We start from the raw sequence: 17,105 nt of genomic DNA, 5'->3' as shown, positions 1-17,105 counted from the left end.
CGCTATGAAATTTACCGTTGAACGTGAACATTTATTAAAACCGCTGCAGCAGGTGAGTGGCCCTCTCGGAGGCCGCCCGACTCTGCCTATCCTGGGCAATCTGCTGCTGCAGGTGGCTGAAGGTGCACTCTCTTTAACCGGTACCGATCTGGAAATGGAGATGGTGGCGCGCGTGGCGCTGGTACAACCTCATGAACCTGGGGCGACCACCGTACCGGCGCGTAAATTCTTCGATATCTGTCGTGGCCTGCCGGAAGGCGCGGAGATAGCTGTTCAGCTGGAAGGGGATCGTATGCTGGTTCGCTCCGGGCGCAGCCGTTTCTCGCTTTCTACGCTGCCTGCGGCGGACTTCCCTAACCTGGACGACTGGCAGAGCGAGGTAGAATTTACCCTGCCGCAGGCGACCATGAAACGCCTGATCGAAGCCACGCAGTTCTCGATGGCGCATCAGGACGTTCGCTATTACTTAAACGGCATGCTGTTCGAAACCGAAGGTGAAGAACTGCGTACCGTTGCCACCGACGGGCACCGCCTGGCGGTTTGCTCGATGCCGGTTGGCCAGGCTCTGCCGAACCATTCGGTTATTGTTCCGCGTAAGGGCGTGATTGAGCTGATGCGCATGCTCGACGGCGGCGACACTCCGCTGCGTGTGCAGATCGGCAGCAATAACATTCGTGCCCACGTCGGCGATTTCATTTTCACCTCTAAGCTGGTGGATGGCCGCTTCCCGGACTACCGTCGCGTGCTGCCGAAAAACCCGGACAAACATCTCGATGCGGGCTGCGACCTGCTGAAGCAGGCGTTTGCCCGTGCGGCAATCCTGTCGAACGAGAAATTCCGCGGCGTGCGCCTGTTCGTTAGCGAAAATCAGCTGAAAATCACGGCCAACAACCCGGAGCAGGAAGAAGCAGAAGAAATTCTGGACGTTTCCTACGACGGTACCGAGATGGAAATCGGCTTCAACGTCAGCTACGTGCTTGACGTGCTGAACGCCCTGAAGTGCGAGAATGTACGCATTTTGCTGACAGACTCCGTTTCCAGCGTGCAGATTGAAGATGCGGCAAGCCAGTCGGCTGCCTATGTTGTTATGCCGATGAGACTGTAGATGCCACTTTCGCGTTTGCTGATTAAAGACTTTCGCAACATCGAAAACGCGGATCTTGCTCTCTCTCCGGGCTTTAATTTTCTGGTCGGTGCTAACGGCAGCGGCAAAACCAGCGTGCTTGAGGCGATTTATACCCTCGGGCACGGGCGCGCTTTTCGCAGCCTGAAAATTGAGCGTGTGATCCGCCATGAACAAGATTCTTTTGTGTTGCACGGGCGGTTAAAGACCGGTGAAAGGGAAACCTCCATCGGCCTGACAAAAGACCGCGCGGGCGACAGCAAAGTGCGCATTGACGGCAGCGACGGGCATAAAGTGGCCGAACTGGCGATGATGATGCCGATGCAGTTGATTACCCCCGAGGGGTTTACTTTGCTCAACGGCGGCCCCAAATACCGTAGAGCCTTCCTCGACTGGGGCTGTTTTCACAACGAACCGGGCTTTTTTGTCGCCTGGAGCAACCTCAAGCGCCTGCTGAAGCAACGTAACGCCGCGTTGCGCCAGGTGACACGCTACGCGCAGCTGCGCCCGTGGGATCAGGAGTTGATTCCGCTGGCCGAACAAATTAGCCGCTGGCGCGCCGATTATAGCGCCGCCATTGCGGAAGACATGGCTGATACCTGCGCTCAATTTCTACCGGAATTTGCCCTTAGCTTCTCTTTCCAGCGCGGCTGGGAGAAGGAGAGCGACTATAGCGAGCTGCTGGAGCGTAATTTTGAACGCGACCGGATGCTGACCTATACCGCGCACGGCCCCCACAAAGCGGATTTTCGCATTCGTGCCGACGGCGCTCCGGTGGAAGATACCCTGTCGCGCGGGCAGCTTAAATTACTGATGTGCGCCTTAAGACTGGCGCAGGGTGAGTTTCTCACCCGGCAGAACGGGCGGCGTTGCCTGTATCTGATAGATGATTTTGCCTCTGAACTGGATGATGCCCGGCGCGGTCTATTGGCCAGCCGGTTAAAGGCCACGGAGTCACAGGTTTTTGTCAGCGCGATAAGCGCAGAACATGTGATAGATATGGCGGACAAAAATTCAAAGATGTTCGCTGTGGATCAGGGTAAAATAGCGGATTAACCCAAGATTAAATGAGCGAGAAACGTTGATGTCGAATTCTTATGACTCCTCCAGTATCAAAGTCCTTAAGGGGCTGGATGCGGTACGTAAACGCCCGGGCATGTATATCGGCGATACAGACGACGGCACCGGTCTGCACCACATGGTATTTGAGGTCGTGGATAACGCTATCGACGAAGCGCTCGCGGGCCACTGTAAAGACATCGTGGTCACTATCCACGCGGATAACTCCGTCTCGGTAACCGATGACGGCCGTGGCATTCCGACAGGTATCCACCCTGAAGAGGGCGTGTCTGCTGCGGAAGTTATCATGACGGTGCTGCACGCAGGCGGTAAGTTCGACGATAACTCCTATAAAGTCTCCGGCGGCCTGCACGGCGTGGGTGTTTCCGTGGTTAACGCCCTGTCCCAGAAGCTGGAACTGCTGATTCGCCGCGAAGGCAAAACCCATCAGCAAACCTACGTGCACGGTGTGCCGCAGGCTCCGCTGGCGGTAACCGGTGAAACCGAATTGACCGGGACCCAGGTGCGTTTCTGGCCGAGCCACGAAACCTTTACCAACGTTGTTGAATTTGAATATGACATCCTGGCTAAGCGCCTGCGCGAGCTGTCGTTCCTGAACTCCGGCGTGTCTATCCGCCTGATCGACAAACGCGACGGCAAGCAGGATCACTTCCACTACGAAGGTGGGATCAAGGCATTTGTTGAGTACCTCAACAAAAATAAAACCCCGATCCACCCGAATGTTTTCTACTTCAGCACCGAAAAAGATGGCATTGGCGTAGAAGTGGCATTGCAGTGGAACGATGGTTTCCAGGAAAACATCTACTGCTTCACCAACAACATCCCGCAGCGCGACGGCGGTACTCACCTTGCGGGCTTCCGCGCGGCGATGACCCGTACCCTGAACGCCTACATGGATAAAGAAGGCTACAGCAAAAAAGCGAAAGTCAGCGCCACCGGCGACGATGCGCGTGAAGGCCTGATTGCCGTTGTTTCCGTGAAAGTGCCGGACCCGAAATTCTCTTCCCAGACCAAAGACAAACTGGTTTCTTCGGAAGTGAAATCCGCGGTTGAGCAGCAGATGAACGAACTGCTGGCAGAATACCTGCTGGAAAACCCGTCCGACGCGAAAATCGTTGTCGGTAAAATTATTGACGCGGCGCGCGCTCGTGAAGCCGCACGTCGTGCCCGTGAAATGACTCGCCGTAAAGGCGCGCTCGACCTGGCAGGCCTGCCGGGCAAACTGGCGGACTGCCAGGAACGCGACCCGGCGCTGTCTGAACTCTACCTTGTGGAAGGGGACTCTGCGGGCGGCTCTGCAAAACAGGGGCGTAACCGTAAGAACCAGGCGATCCTGCCGCTGAAAGGTAAAATCCTTAACGTTGAGAAGGCTCGCTTCGACAAGATGCTCTCTTCTCAGGAAGTGGCGACGCTGATTACCGCGCTCGGCTGCGGTATCGGCCGCGACGAGTACAACCCGGACAAACTGCGTTACCACCACATCATCATCATGACCGATGCCGACGTCGATGGTTCGCACATCCGTACTCTGCTGCTGACCTTCTTCTACCGTCAGATGCCGGAAATCGTCGAGCGTGGCCACGTCTACATCGCGCAGCCGCCGCTGTACAAAGTGAAGAAAGGCAAGCAAGAGCAGTACATCAAAGACGACGAAGCGATGGATCAATATCAGATCTCTATCGCTCTTGACGGCGCGACGCTGCATGCCAATGCCCACGCGCCAGCTCTGGCGGGGGAAGCACTTGAGAAGCTGGTGGCCGAGTACAATGCCGCGCAGAAAATGATCGGCCGCATGGAGCGCCGTTACCCTCGTAACCTGCTGAACAATCTGGTTTATCATCCGACTCTGTCGGCTGCTGACCTGACTGATGAAGCAAAAGTGACGCAGTGGATTTCCGCGCTTACCGTAACGCTGAATGAAAAAGAGCAGCACGGCAGCACCTGGAAATATGACGTTCGCCACAATGCGGAGCTGAACGTATTCGAACCTGTGGTGCGCGTGCGTACCCACGGCGTGGATACCGATTACCCGCTGGAAAAAGAGTTTGTTGAAGGTGGAGAATATGCTCGCCTGTGCACGCTGGGCGAGAAGCTGCGTGGCCTGATTGAAGACGATGCCTTCATCGAACGCGGCGAGCGCCGTCAGCCGGTGACCAGCTTCGAGCAGGCGCTGGAATGGCTGGTGAAAGAGTCCCGCCGTGGCCTGTCCGTTCAGCGCTATAAAGGCCTGGGCGAGATGAACCCGGATCAGCTGTGGGAAACCACGATGGATCCGGACAGCCGCCGCATGCTGCGCGTTACCGTAAAAGACGCGATTGCTGCCGACCAGCTGTTCACCACGCTGATGGGCGACGCGGTTGAGCCACGTCGTGCGTTTATCGAAGAGAACGCACTGAAAGCAGCGAACATCGATATTTAATATTGAGAGTCCGCCGTTAAGAAGGCCGCGCTTTTAGCGCGGCTTTATTTTTCTGACAAAGAAGGAAAAAACGTGGTTTTTCCTTCTTTGTGGTTAGCAGGCGAAAATCAATGAATTGATTTTCCTTGTTTATTTTTTGGTGCTCTCGGGTATTTCTTCTATACCTTTGACTTACCATCGTGATGGAGCCGCGCTTTTAGCGCGGCTTTTTTTATGGGCGCTATACTTTGCGTAGTCAGATTCATACATCGCAGAGGAAGAATCATGGGCTTTTTTGATCAGATTGCAGGCTCACTGTTAAACGGCGATGCCGGTAAATATCAGGCAATTTTAAGCTGGGTGCAGCAGCAGGGCGGCGTTCAGGCGCTGCTGGATAAACTGCGCCAGGGCGGCCTTGGCGAGATAGTGTCGTCCTGGCTGAGCAGCAACAGCGCCAATCAGTCGCTCAGCGGCGACCAGATTACCCAGGCGCTTGGCTCCCCGTCCGTTGCGGCGCTGGGCGAGAAACTTGGCGTAGATAGCGGAGCGGCCTCGGCGCTGCTGGCGGAATATCTGCCGAAGGTTATCGACGCCCTGTCGCCAAATGGAGAGGTTAGCCCGGAGGCGCACAACGACCTGATGAGCGCTGGCGTTAACCTGCTAAAAGGAAAGCTATTTAGCTGAGCATTCATCCTGCCCCGGCCGCGGCGTCGGGGCAATTTTTCGATCTTTTTCCCCGGGCAAAAGAGGAGTTTCCTCAGCGCCTTTCATCCTCCTTTTCCCCTGAGTTTGCTGCTGTTTTTTGAGCGGAATCGCGTTAGCATGGGGTAAATCCATTACCTCAGAAGATCCCATGGCCATAAAACTCATAGCAATCGATATGGATGGCACGCTGCTGCTGCCAGACCACACCATTTCTCCTGCGGTAAAGCAGGCTGTTGCGGCGGCGCGCGAGCGCGGCGTGAATGTGGTTATCTGCACCGGGCGTCCTTTTGCCGGCGTTGAGAGCTACCTGCGTGAGCTGCACATGGATAAGCCCGGCGACTACTGCATCACCTACAACGGGGCGTTGGTGCAAAAGGCCAGCGACGGCAGCACGGTTGCCCAGACGGCGCTGAGCTATGACGACTACCGCTACCTGGAAAATCTGTCCCGCGAAGTGGGTTCTCACTTCCACGCTCTTGACCGCCACACGCTGTATACCGCAAACCGCGACATCAGCTATTACACGGTTCACGAATCCTTTATCGCCAGCATTCCACTGGTGTTCTGCGAAGCGGAAAACATGGATAAAAACGGCGAGTTCCTGAAGGTCATGATGATTGATGAGCCGGTGGTGCTCGACAAGGCCATCGCCAAAATTCCTGCCGAAGTCTTTGAGCGCTATACCCTGATGAAAAGTTCGCCTTACTTCCTCGAGATCCTCGATAAGCGCGTGAACAAAGGTACCGGCGTGAAGTCTCTGGCCGAGAAGCTGGGCATTAAGCCGGAAGAAGTGATGACCATCGGCGACCAGGAAAACGACATCGCGATGCTGGAGTATGCCGGAATGGGCGTGGCAATGGATAACGCCATCGACAAGGTGAAAGCGGTCAGCAACTTTGTCACCAAATCCAACCTGGAGGACGGCGTGGCTTACGCCATTGAGAAATTCGTTCTTAACTAATTCTCTCCTGAGCCCCGGTTATACCGGGGCGTTTTATCCCTCTGCCATGAATTTCCCGCTCTAGCTCTCCTTTTAATCATTCATTGCCGGTAACTGATTGGTTACGCAGTGGATCCCTCCGCCGCCTGCGGCAATGACATCTATATTTAACTGCACCACTTTGCGATCGGGATAGAGCTTAGAAAGCAGGCTGAAAGCAGCCTCGTCGGCTTCTTCATCGCCAAATTCAGGGGCGATTATCGCGCCGTTTATGACGAAATAGTTGATGTAACCGGCCGCAAAATCAGGGTTATCTTCGCTAAAACGACTGGCCCGCGCCTCCTGCGGAGGTGAGACAAGGTGAACCTGTAGCCTGCGGCCATCGGCATCGGTTGCCTGTTCCAGAATGGCCAGATGCGCCTTAGTGACCTGATGGTCATAAGAGTCCGGGTCAGGATCCAGGTTGGCGATAACCACGCCCGGCTCCACGAAGCGGGCATAAAAATCGACGTGTGCGTCGGTAATGTCTTTTCCTTTGATACCGGGTAGCCAGATGATTTTTCTCAGGCCAAGCATCGCTTTAAGTTCCTGCTCCACGCGGTCACGGCTCCAGCCGGGGTTGCGGTTAGCGTTTACCCAACTGCTCTCGGTCATGATGCCGGTGCCGTGGCCATCCACTTCGATACCGCCGCCTTCTCCAACTAACGCGCTGCGGTGGAAGTTCGTTACGCCGTATTTTTCGGCCATCAGGGCCGCCAGCCGAGTATCTTTACTATGCCGCTGTTTATTGCCCCAACCGTTGAAGTTAAAGCCCACGGCGCCGGGTTCACCCGCTGAAGAGGTGACGAAGCAGGCTCCGGTATCACGCATCCAGATGTCGTCCAGCTCGGTGACAACATAGGTCACGTTGTGGCTGCCGCATTTTTCTTCGGCCAGGTCACGCTCATGCTCGCGGCAAAATACCGTCAGCGGCTGGTAGTCGGTAATGGCGCGTGCGATGCGGCCAAGAGCATCCTGGACGTCAGGGGTGAAATCTTTCCAGATTGCCTTCTGCGCGCCAAAAGCGATAAATGCCCGCTGTTGTTCTTCGCCTTCATCAGGCATGCGCCAGCCGCCATTCGCGGCGGCAAGAGCCTTAAAAGGTAGCCCCAGAGAGCCAGCCAGGCTTACACCTGCAAGCACTGATGCACATTTAATAAATTGACGACGCGTAGACATATCTGGCTCCCGTTTGCGTGCTTTAAGGTAAGTATTTCTGCTCAGAGAAAGAGGCTGATATTTCAACACTGGCTGCCTCAGGTATCTAACGATATATTTAGTGACCACCTGATTAGACAGGCTTATCAATCATGCTGAAGCACTGGCCTCCTTTAAATGCCCTGCGCGGGTTTGAAGCTGCCGCCCGTCTGGGGAGTTTTCACCAGGCCGCCGCGGAACTGCATCTGACCCAGTCAGCTATTAGCCAGCAGATCCGCAGCCTGGAAGCTTATCTTGAGCAGCCGCTTTTCTTTCGCAGCGGGCGCAGCGTCAGCCTGACCGACGCGGGCCAGGATCTTTACAGCACCGTGCAGGTTATGCTCCAGCAGCTGGCGGTCGGCATTCGTCGCCTTGAGCAATACCGCAAGCCTAACCAGCTCATTGTGAATACCACGCCCGCTTTTGCGCGACACTGGCTGTTGCCGAGGCTGGGAGACTTCAATCGCCAGCACCCGGAGACTGATTTATGGCTGTTTACCAGCTTTGAACCGCCCGATATGGCGACGGAAACCATCGACGTGGCAATACGCGATGATTTAAGCATTCAGGCGGAATGCGTTTTTGAGGTTTTGTACAAGGATAGACTTTATCCAGCCTGCCATCCCCGTATTCTGGAGGCTCTGGTCCCGCAGCGCATGACTCTTCACGGCGAGCGTGAAATGAGCTGGGAGCATTGGACCGTCGCCGGAGGTGCGGATGTCGGCCAGCGTAGCCAGGGGATGAACTTCTCCGACCCTGGGCTGCTGCTGGATGCTGCCGCAGAGGGACTTGGGATAGCGCTCGTCAGCCAGTTGTTGGCTGAACAAAAAACGGCGGCTGGCCTGCTTGTTCCGCTGGCAGAGCAAACCGTGCGCGGCGCTGACTGGGCGTGGCTTGTCCATCGCGATAGTGAAAACGATCCGCTGACGCGCCAGTTTTGTGAATGGCTGGCGGGCAGCTTGCCTGGCGCAGTGGAAAGGCATAACTAAATCTTTTACCCTGAGGCGTGTTCAGCGCTTCAGGGCAAATCCGTGACCAGACAACTCACCTTCGCACCACGTCATCATCAGCTTACTAATATCAACACCTGGACGCCGGACGGCCGGTGGCTGGCTTTCGATGTGCGCCCCTCCGGGTCTTCGTTTACCGGCGAGACTATCGAGCGGGTAAATGTCTTCAGCGGAGAAGTCGAGGTTGTGTACCGCGCGCCTGAAGGGGCCTGTGTCGGGGTGGTGACCGTAAGCCCGCAGCTGCCCGAGCGCTATGTTTTTATCCACGGCCCGGAAGCCCCGGACGCCAGCTGGTATTACGACTTCCATCATCGCCGAGGCGTGGTAGTTGAGCAGGGTAAAGCCAGCAATCTTGACGCGATGGATATCACCTCGCCTTACACCCCGGGAGCGCTGCGCGGCGGCAGCCACGTACACGTCTGGAGCCATGACGGCAGCCGTCTGAGCTTTACCTATAACGACCACGTAATGCATGAGTTGGGCGAACGGTTCGATCTCCGTAACGTTGGCATCGCGCTGCCTTTTGGCCCGGTTCAGCCTCCGAAGCATCATCCGCGTGAATACGACGGCAGCCACTTCTGCGTGCTGGTGAGCCGCACTACGCCAGATCCCACGCCGGGCAGTGACGAGATAAACCGCGCCTACGAAGAAGGCTGGACAGGCGAGCGAGGTTACCGCAAACCTGACGGCAGCGTGCAGCGCTGGGCGCTGGCTTTTATCGGTGATACGCGCTCAGTCAGCGGCGAGAAGGTGCCGGAGCTGTTTATCGTTGATTTGCCTGATGAAGAGGACACGTATCGGCAAGCCGGTGATGAGCCACTGTGCGGCACATCCAACACGCTACCCGCGCCGCCAAAAGGCGTTATGCAGCGCAGATTAACCTTTACCCACAATCGCCTTCACCCCGGCCTGGTGAGTCAGCCTCGGCACTGGGTGCGCAGCAACCCGGACGGCAGCCAACTGGCATTTCTGATGCGTGACGACGACGGCGTTGTACAGCTGTGGACGGTTTCCCCGAACGGCGGCGAGCCACGGCAGGTAACCTCCGGCGAGCACGACGTGGAGTCGGCGTTTAACTGGCATCCTTCAGGCAAAGCTCTGGGGTTTGTACTTCAGGGCAGAATTGTGTTGTGCGATGCGCAAAGCGGGGCGATTACGGCATTAACCGTGGCCGGGGAACAAGCACCTTCCGGCGATGCAGTTGTCTTTTCGCCGGACGGAAAACACATCGCCTGGATGCAGGATGTCGACGGTTTCCGCCAGCTCTGGTGCGCGGAAACCGGGCTATAGCAGATTAGTGCGGCATGTCGGCCGGTGGGATAACGGAATTGGTCGCCAGATTCTGTTTTTCGCTGGCTTCCACTCGCGATTTCACCGAATTGTCCTTACGGAACACATCCCACGGCAGCAGCACCGTATCAAGCACGGCGGTAAAAGGCAGATCCAGCGCGACCAGCGGCTTGAGCGCCCAGCTTGTTTCGTCGTCACCAAGCGTTTCTGCACTTGCGCGCGTGCCCGGGTACAAGCCCTCTTTGCCACCGCTGTGCGACATCATACTGGAACAGCCTGTCAGGCAGAGCAGGCCTGTGCTTAACACCAGAGTAGAAAACAAATTTTTCGTTATCATTTTGCTGCCGTCGTCAATGGCTGGCTGAGTACCAGCACCTGCGGAGTTATAACATCCGCCCGTGGTTTAAAAACCTTTGTCGCTCCGCTCTGTGGCGGTTATCGCATATTTTTACCATTTCATGCTCAACGCTAGTCTAAGTAAGGAATCCCTCTCTCGCAAAAAATTTGCGCTATGACGCCTTGAAAAATTCTAAGCCAGCCACATTTTACTAGTGTGACCAAAACGAGTACGCCGAATGGGTACTCCGATTTGTGGCCTGTCCTGATGGAAGGCTTTTACACTTTACTCGCTGATTTCAGGAGCTTTTTATTATGCGTAACTTCGATTTATCTCCGCTGTACCGTTCCGCCATTGGTTTTGATCGCCTGTTCAACCTGCTGGAAAACAACCAAAGCCAAAGTAACGGCGGCTACCCTCCGTACAACGTAGAATTAGTGGACGAAAACCACTACCGCATCGCTATTGCCGTTGCCGGTTTCGCTGAAAGCGAACTTGATATCACCGCCCAGGACAATCTGCTGATTGTTAAAGGCGCGCACGAAGGCGAGCAGCAAGAGCGAACCTATCTCTATCAGGGCATCGCCGAGCGTAACTTCGAACGTAAATTCCAGCTTGCAGAAAACATCCATGTGCGTGGTGCAAGCCTGGTGAACGGCCTGCTGTACATCGAGCTGGAACGTGAAATTCCGGAATCGATGAAGCCGCGCCGCATCGAAATTAATTAATTTATCGGGTCGCACAGCGCGGCCCGTCATCAGCTGGCTTGCCGTCAGGGAGCCCATCATGCCTGTTTATATGCAGGCAGGTCATTTCTTGCTTCAAAGAAGGAGAAAACACTATGCGTAACTACGATTTATCCCCACTGCTGCGTCAATGGATCGGTTTTGACAAATTAGCGAACGCGCTTCAGTCCAGCGGAGAAAGCCAGAGCTTCCCGCCGTACAACATTGAAAAAAGCGACGATAACCATTACCGCATCACCCTTGCGCTGGCCGGGTTCCGCCAGGAGGACCTGGATATCGAGCTTGAAGGTACCCGCCTGAGCGTGAAAGGGACGCCGGTAAAACCGGAAAAAGAGATCAACTGGCTGCATCAGGGGCTGGTCACCCAGCCGTTTAGCCTGAGTTTCACCCTGGCCGAGCATATGCAGGTTTCGGGTGCGACCTTTACCAACGGTCTGCTGCACATCGACCTGGTGCGCAACATCCCGGAAGCGATGGCTCCGCAGCGTATCGCCATTAGCGAACGCCCTGCGCTGAACAGCTAAGTCCCCCGAATCTCTTCTAAGGCCCCAGAAATGGGGCCTTTTTTGTGCTCTCCAGCGCATTAAGCCGTCGGCCACTCTGCGAGAATCCTCAATAACAATAATGTTATTCACAGGGATTATATGATGAGTGGAATAGCGTTAACCGTAAGCGTGCTGGCGCTGGTCGCCGTTATTGGCTTGTGGATAGGCAATATCAAAATCCGCGGTGTGGGTTTCGGCATTGGAGGCGTGCTGTTCGGCGGAATTATCGTCGGCCACTTTGTTAATCAGGCCGGGATTGGCCTGAACAGCGATATGCTGCACTTCATTCAGGAATTTGGGCTGATCCTGTTTGTCTACACCATCGGCATCCAGGTGGGGCCGGGCTTTTTCTCCTCTCTGCGCGTGTCCGGGCTACGGCTCAACCTATTCGCTATTCTGATTGTTATCCTGGGCGCGTTCATGACCGCCGTCGTCTACAAATTGTTCGACGTGCCGCTGCCTGTGGTGCTTGGGATCTTCTCCGGCGCAGTCACTAATACCCCGGCTTTGGGCGCGGGACAGCAGATCCTCTCCGATCTCGGCACTACGCCACAATTGGTTGACCAAATGGGCATGAGCTACGCGATGGCTTACCCGTTCGGCATCTGTGGCATTCTTCTCACTATGTGGCTGATGAGAATGGCTTTTCGCGTCAATGTTGAAAAAGAAGCGCAGCAGTTCGACGCCAGCAGCGGGCAAAGTCACGCTCAGCTGCAAACCATCAATATTTGCGTGGCCAACCCCAACCTTAACGGCCTGATGATTCAGGACGTGCCCATCCTCAACAGCGACGAGATAATCTGTTCCCGCCTCAAGCGCGGAGAGCTGCTCATGGTGCCTTCTCCCGGCACGGTGATTGAAACCGGCGATCTGCTGCATCTGGTCGGGGCGGAGAAAGATTTGCATAAAGCCCTGCTGGTTATCGGCAACCAGGTCGAGACTTCGCTTTCTACGCGCGGCACGGACTTACGCGTGGAGCGCGTGGTGGTGACTAATGAAAAGGTGCTGGGAAAGAAAATCCGCGATCTGCACCTGAAGCAGAAGTACGACGTGGTTATCTCCCGGCTCAATCGCGCCGGGGTTGAGCTGGTGGCGAGCAGCAATGCCAGCCTGCAATTTGGCGATATCCTTAACCTCGTTGGCCGCCCGCAGTCTATTGATGCGGTGGCGGCGGAGGTGGGTAACGCCCAACATAAGCTCCAGCAGGTACAGATGCTGCCGGTGTTTATTGGTATCGGGCTTGGGGTGCTGCTTGGGTCTGTTCCGCTGTTTATCCCCGGCTTCCCGGCCGCGCTGCGTCTCGGCCTGGCGGGCGGGCCGCTGATTATGGCGCTGATCCTCGGGCGTATCGGCAGCATCGGCAAGCTGTACTGGTTCATGCCGCCGAGCGCCAATCTCGCGCTGCGCGAGCTTGGGATTGTGCTGTTCCTTGCGGTGGTCGGGCTAAAATCCGGCGGGGACTTTATCGACACCCTGCTGCGCGGCGATGGCGTGAGCTGGATTGGCTACGGGATTGTGATTACCGCCGTGCCGTTGATTAGCGTGGGTATTCTCGCGCGCCTGCTGGTGAAGATGAACTATCTGACGCTGTGCGGCATGCTGGCAGGCTCGATGACCGACCCGCCGGCGCTGGCCTTTGCCAACGGGCTGCACGCAACCAGCGGTGCGGCGGCGCTTTCTTACGCCACTGTCTACCCGCTGGTGATGTTCCTGCGCATTATCACGCCTCAATTGCTGGCCGTGCTGTTCTGGGGGCTTTGAGTGGCGGCGCTGTCCGGTGACACGGGTAGCGTTTTAGCGTGATCACGCCGCAGGTGGTAATCCACCTGGTATTCGCTGGCGTTTCTGAACATCACTGAATAGTTCAGGAACTCGCCGCTGTCGCTGTAGGAAAGCGAGGTGATGCGCAAAATTGGCGTCGCCTCGGCGATATTCAGCAGCTTTGCCGTTTTGGCGTCCGCCAGCACCGGCGTCAGCGTTTCATAGTTACCGCTGATGATTATCCGGCACTCTTCTTCGATATAGCTGAACTTGGATCCTTCAAGGTGGGCCATGGATAAGTTGCGAAACAGCTTCACCGGCATATAGCTGTCTTCCACCATCAGCGGTTTTCCACCCACCGCACGCACCCGGCGGGAATAATAAATTTTCTCGTCGATTTTAATCCGCAACAGGCTGGCAATAGCGGGCGGGGCGGGCATGATGCTGAACTCCAGCACCTCGCTCATCACCTCTTTTCCCTGGCTACGCATCACTTCTACGAATCCGGTCAGGTTGGTGGTTTCATGGTGAACATCTTTTTTGGTCACCCAGGTTCCGCTGCCCTGGCGGCGCTGTACCAGCCCCCAGCCCACCAGTAAATCCACCGCTTTGCGAATTGTCATGCGCGATACGCCAAACTCCTCGGCGAGTTTTTTTTCGCCCGGCAGCGGGCTACCGATGGTGTAGTCAGCCGAATTCAGGCGTACGCGTAACCTGTCTGCAATTGATTTATAGATCACCAGTAGACCTCTCCAGGCGCTATATCGCCTTTTCACTTCAACCATTTGTCTAACTTTATTTTGAAAAGTAGACAACTTTGGCTAAATAAAAACCATGAAAGCGATCACGAATCACGCCGACCAACACGGCGGTTATCGGGCTGGCTCCTTATTCTCAGCTTCAGGCCAGACTACAAAAATAAGGCCACCTCTTACTCTACGAAGTTGTTACATGAGGATTAAAAAATGCTCAGTCAAATACAACGCTTTGGTGGTGCAATGTTTACCCCGGTCCTGCTATTTCCGTTTGCGGGAATTGTGGTTGGGATAGCCATTATGCTGCGTAACCCAATGTTTGTTGGGGAGGCGCTAACCGCTCCCGACAACTTATTTGCGCAGATTGTTCATATCATCGAAGAGGGCGGCTGGACGGTATTCCGCAATATGCCGCTGATTTTCGCCGTCGGCCTGCCTATCGGGCTGGCGAAACAAGCTCCGGGGCGCGCCTGCCTGGCCGTGCTGGTCAGCTTCTTAACCTGGAACTACTTCATCAATGCCATGGGGATGACCTGGGGGCACTATTTTGGCGTCGATTTTAACCTCGACCCCACCACGGGCAGCGGGCTAACGATGATAGCCGGGATCAAAACGCTCGATACCAGCATCATCGGGGCGATTGTGATTTCCGGCATCGTCACCGCCATTCATAACCGCTATTTCGACAGGCAATTGCCGGTATTTCTCGGCATCTTCCAGGGCAGTTCCTTCGTAGTGATTGTCGCCTTCCTGGTGATGATCCCCTGCGCCTGGCTGACGCTGCTCGGCTGGCCAAAAGTCCAGCTTGGCATTGAGTCCTTACAGGCGTTTCTGCGCGGTGCCGGGGCGCTTGGCGTCTGGGTTTACACCTTCCTTGAACGCATCCTGATCCCGACCGGGCTGCATCACTTTGTCTATGGGCCATTTATCTTCGGGCCAGCGGCGGTAGAAGGCGGCATTCAGGTTTACTGGGCGCAGCATTTGCAGGAATTTAGCCAGAGCACCGCTTCCCTGAAATCTCTGTTCCCGGAAGGCGGCTTTGCCCTGCACGGTAACTCTAAAGTGTTCGGCTCCGTTGGGATTGCGCTGGCGCTCTACTATACCGCCTCACCGCAGAATCGGGTTAAGGTCGCCGGGCTGCTTATCCCCGCTACGCTGACCGCGATGCTGGTCGGCATTACCGAACCGCTGGAATTCACCTTCTTGTTTATCTCTCCGCTGCTGTTTGCGGTCCACGCTTTCCTCGCCGCCACGATGGCTACGGTGATGTATATGGCGGGCGTGGTCGGCAATATGGGCGGGGGGCTTCTCGACCAGTTCCTGCCGCAAAACTGGATCCCGATGTTCCATAACCATGCCTCGATGATGTTTACCCAGATAGGCATCGGCATCGCTTTCACCGGCGTCTACTTTGTGGTGTTCCGCGCCCTTATCCTGCGCTTCAACCTGAAAACACCGGGCCGTGAAGACAGCGAAATTAAGCTCTACAGCAAGGCGGACTACCAGGCCGCTCGCCAGCAGACCAGCGCGGCGGTGAGCCAGGACGCAAAACACGGGCAGGCTCATGGCTTCTTACAGGCGCTGGGCGGTGCGGCGAATATCGCCAGCCTCAATAACTGCGCAACCCGGCTGCGCATCACGCTTGCCGATATGGCGCGGACCCAGGGTGACGAAGTATTCAAAGCCCTCGGCGCACACGGCGTAGTACGGAGCGGGAACGGCATTCAGGTCATCGTTGGGCTGCATGTCCCGCAAATCCGCGACCAGATTGAAATCCTCATCAAAGAGCAAGTCTCAGACGAACATCCATCCATGACGGAGGCAGTATCATGAAAAAATTCTCGGTAGTTGTAGCAGGCGGCGGCAGCACATTCACTCCCGGCATCGTACTGATGCTGCTGGCCAACCAGCACCGTTTTCCGCTGCGGGCGCTGAAGTTCTATGACAACGACGGCGCACGTCAGGAAACTATCGCCGAGGCCTGCAAAGTTATCCTCAAGGAGCAGGCCCCGGAGGTCGAATTCAGCTACACAACTGACCCGAAAGAAGCTTTTAGCGATGTAGATTTCGTCATGGCTCATATCCGTGTTGGCAAATACCCGATGCGCGAAAAAGACGAAAAAATCCCTCTGCGCCACGGTGTGGTTGGTCAGGAAACCTGTGGCCCGGGTGGAATAGCCTACGGCATGCGCTCGATTGGCGGCGTGCTGGAGCTGGTCGATTATATGGAGAAGTACTCGCCAAACGCCTGGATGCTGAACTACTCCAACCCGGCGGCTATTGTGGCGGAAGCGACCCGTCGCCTGCGCCCGAATGCAAAGATCCTGAATATCTGCGATATGCCAATCGGCATTGAAAGCCGTATGGCGCAGATAGTCGGCCTGAAAGATCGCAAAGAGATGAAAGTCCGCTACTACGGCCTGAACCACTTCGGCTGGTGGACCCATGTTGAGGATAAACACGGCAATGATTTAATGCCGAAAATCCGCGAACATGTGGCTAAATTTGGCTATGTTCCACCAACGGACGAGCACGGTACGGAAGCGAGCTGGAATGATACCTTCGGTAAAGCGAAAGACGTCTGGGCGCTGGATCCTGACACGCTGCCAAATACCTATCTCAAATATTACTTGTTCCCGGATTACGTGGTGCAGCACTCCAACCCGGAACATACCCGTGCCAATGAGGTTATGGAGCACCGCGAGAAACACGTATTTGGCTCCTGCAACGCCATCATTAATGCCGGGAAATCATCGGCAGGCGAGCTGGAAATTGATGAACATGCGTCGTACATCGTCGATCTGGCGACCGCTATCGCCTTTAACACTCAGGAAAGAATGCTGTTAATCGTGCCGAATAATGGCGCGATTAATAACTTCGACCCGGAAGCGATGGTAGAGATCCCATGCCTCGTAGGGAAAGACGGGCCAGAGCCGCTGGTGGTGGGCAATATTCCTCAGTTCCAGAAAGGGTTGATGAGCCAGCAGGTTGCGGTAGAAAAACTGGTGGTAGATGCCTGGGAGCACCGCTCTTACCAGAAACTGTGGCAGGCCATCACGCTGTCGAAAACCGTCCCAAGTGCCTCCGTCGCCAAAGCCATCCTCGACGACTTGGTAGAAGCCAACAAAGCCTACTGGCCTGAACTGAAATAAGTTTTTCCAGCCATTAACAAAGCGCGG

15 protein-coding genes are annotated in these 17,105 nt (G+C 55.7%); 12 read left to right on the top strand and 3 right to left on the bottom strand.

Going from position 1 to position 17,105, the window contains the following annotated elements:
- Positions 1–4 precede the first annotated feature (4 nt).
- From dnaN to yidA, 5 genes are all read left to right on the top strand, one after another.
- Positions 5–1,105 carry a DNA polymerase III subunit beta gene (gene dnaN / locus HMPREF0201_RS20610; protein ID WP_016538703.1) on the top strand — a complete coding sequence of 367 codons (1,101 nt, stop codon included), beginning with the start codon at positions 5–7 and terminating at the stop codon, positions 1,103–1,105.
- On the top strand, positions 1,106–2,179 hold the full coding sequence (gene recF / locus HMPREF0201_RS20605; RefSeq protein WP_016538702.1) for a DNA replication/repair protein RecF: 1,074 nt from the start codon (positions 1,106–1,108) through the stop codon (positions 2,177–2,179).
- Between the two features lie 28 nt (positions 2,180–2,207).
- A complete protein-coding gene (gene gyrB, locus HMPREF0201_RS20600; RefSeq protein WP_016538701.1) occupies positions 2,208–4,622 on the top strand; it encodes a DNA topoisomerase (ATP-hydrolyzing) subunit B in 2,415 nt (804 codons plus the stop codon).
- Between the two features lie 264 nt (positions 4,623–4,886).
- Complete coding sequence (locus tag HMPREF0201_RS20595) at positions 4,887–5,285, top strand: YidB family protein (protein ID WP_016538699.1); 399 nt, start codon at positions 4,887–4,889, stop codon at positions 5,283–5,285.
- 169 nt (positions 5,286–5,454) lie between these two features.
- The gene (gene yidA, locus HMPREF0201_RS20590) at positions 5,455–6,267 is read left to right on the top strand and encodes a sugar-phosphatase (RefSeq protein WP_016538697.1); all 813 of its coding nucleotides are present in this window, start codon (positions 5,455–5,457) and stop codon (positions 6,265–6,267) included.
- Between the two features lie 72 nt (positions 6,268–6,339).
- Here yidA and HMPREF0201_RS20585 read toward each other — a convergent pair whose 3' ends face one another.
- Entirely contained in the window at positions 6,340–7,464 is a 1,125-nt protein-coding gene (locus HMPREF0201_RS20585) for an agmatine deiminase family protein (protein WP_039898942.1), read from the bottom strand.
- 131 nt (positions 7,465–7,595) lie between these two features.
- Here HMPREF0201_RS20585 and HMPREF0201_RS20580 point away from each other — a divergent pair, with 131 nt between their 5' ends.
- Complete coding sequence (locus tag HMPREF0201_RS20580) at positions 7,596–8,471, top strand: LysR substrate-binding domain-containing protein (RefSeq protein ID WP_016538695.1); 876 nt, start codon at positions 7,596–7,598, stop codon at positions 8,469–8,471.
- 42 nt (positions 8,472–8,513) lie between these two features.
- Positions 8,514–9,782 (top strand): YidR family protein, encoded by a 1,269-nt coding sequence (locus HMPREF0201_RS20575; RefSeq protein ID WP_039898941.1) that lies wholly within the window; start codon positions 8,514–8,516, stop codon positions 9,780–9,782.
- A 4-nt stretch (positions 9,783–9,786) separates the two neighbouring features.
- On the opposite strand, the gene HMPREF0201_RS20570 is transcribed toward HMPREF0201_RS20575, so the two are convergent.
- Positions 9,787–10,119, bottom strand: coding sequence for a YceK/YidQ family lipoprotein (locus HMPREF0201_RS20570; protein ID WP_039898939.1), 333 nt, complete (start codon positions 10,117–10,119; stop codon positions 9,787–9,789).
- A 314-nt stretch (positions 10,120–10,433) separates the two neighbouring features.
- On the opposite strand from HMPREF0201_RS20570, the gene ibpA reads away from it, so the two are divergent.
- The 3 genes from ibpA (at position 10,434) to HMPREF0201_RS20555 (ending at position 13,171) form a co-directional block, all read left to right on the top strand.
- Positions 10,434–10,847 carry a small heat shock chaperone IbpA gene (gene ibpA, locus HMPREF0201_RS20565; RefSeq protein ID WP_016538691.1) on the top strand — a complete coding sequence of 138 codons (414 nt, stop codon included), beginning with the start codon at positions 10,434–10,436 and terminating at the stop codon, positions 10,845–10,847.
- A gap of 113 nt (positions 10,848–10,960) precedes the next feature.
- Positions 10,961–11,389 (top strand): small heat shock chaperone IbpB, encoded by a 429-nt coding sequence (gene ibpB, locus HMPREF0201_RS20560; protein WP_016538690.1) that lies wholly within the window; start codon positions 10,961–10,963, stop codon positions 11,387–11,389.
- Between the two features lie 123 nt (positions 11,390–11,512).
- Complete coding sequence (locus HMPREF0201_RS20555; protein WP_039898937.1) at positions 11,513–13,171, top strand: putative transporter; 1,659 nt, start codon at positions 11,513–11,515, stop codon at positions 13,169–13,171.
- Here the strand turns inward: HMPREF0201_RS20555 and HMPREF0201_RS20550 are convergent.
- On the bottom strand, positions 13,138–13,911 hold the full coding sequence (locus HMPREF0201_RS20550) for a GntR family transcriptional regulator (protein ID WP_039898936.1): 774 nt from the start codon (positions 13,909–13,911) through the stop codon (positions 13,138–13,140). The genes HMPREF0201_RS20555 and HMPREF0201_RS20550 overlap by 34 nt on opposite strands.
- Before the next feature lie 225 nt (positions 13,912–14,136).
- Between HMPREF0201_RS20550 and HMPREF0201_RS20545 the strand changes: the two genes are divergently transcribed.
- Positions 14,137–15,759 (top strand): alpha-glucoside-specific PTS transporter subunit IIBC, encoded by a 1,623-nt coding sequence (locus HMPREF0201_RS20545; RefSeq protein ID WP_016538686.1) that lies wholly within the window; start codon positions 14,137–14,139, stop codon positions 15,757–15,759.
- Positions 15,756–17,078 carry a 6-phospho-alpha-glucosidase gene (locus HMPREF0201_RS20540; RefSeq protein WP_016538685.1) on the top strand — a complete coding sequence of 441 codons (1,323 nt, stop codon included), beginning with the start codon at positions 15,756–15,758 and terminating at the stop codon, positions 17,076–17,078. The genes HMPREF0201_RS20545 and HMPREF0201_RS20540 overlap by 4 nt, the downstream gene beginning before the upstream one ends.
- Positions 17,079–17,105 lie beyond the last annotated feature (27 nt).

This window comes from Cedecea davisae DSM 4568, from assembly GCF_000412335.2.
GTDB classification, from domain to species: domain Bacteria; phylum Pseudomonadota; class Gammaproteobacteria; order Enterobacterales; family Enterobacteriaceae; genus Cedecea; species Cedecea davisae.
The sequence above is the reverse complement of the archived record's forward strand: the minus strand, read 5'-3'. Positions and strand labels throughout refer to the sequence as shown.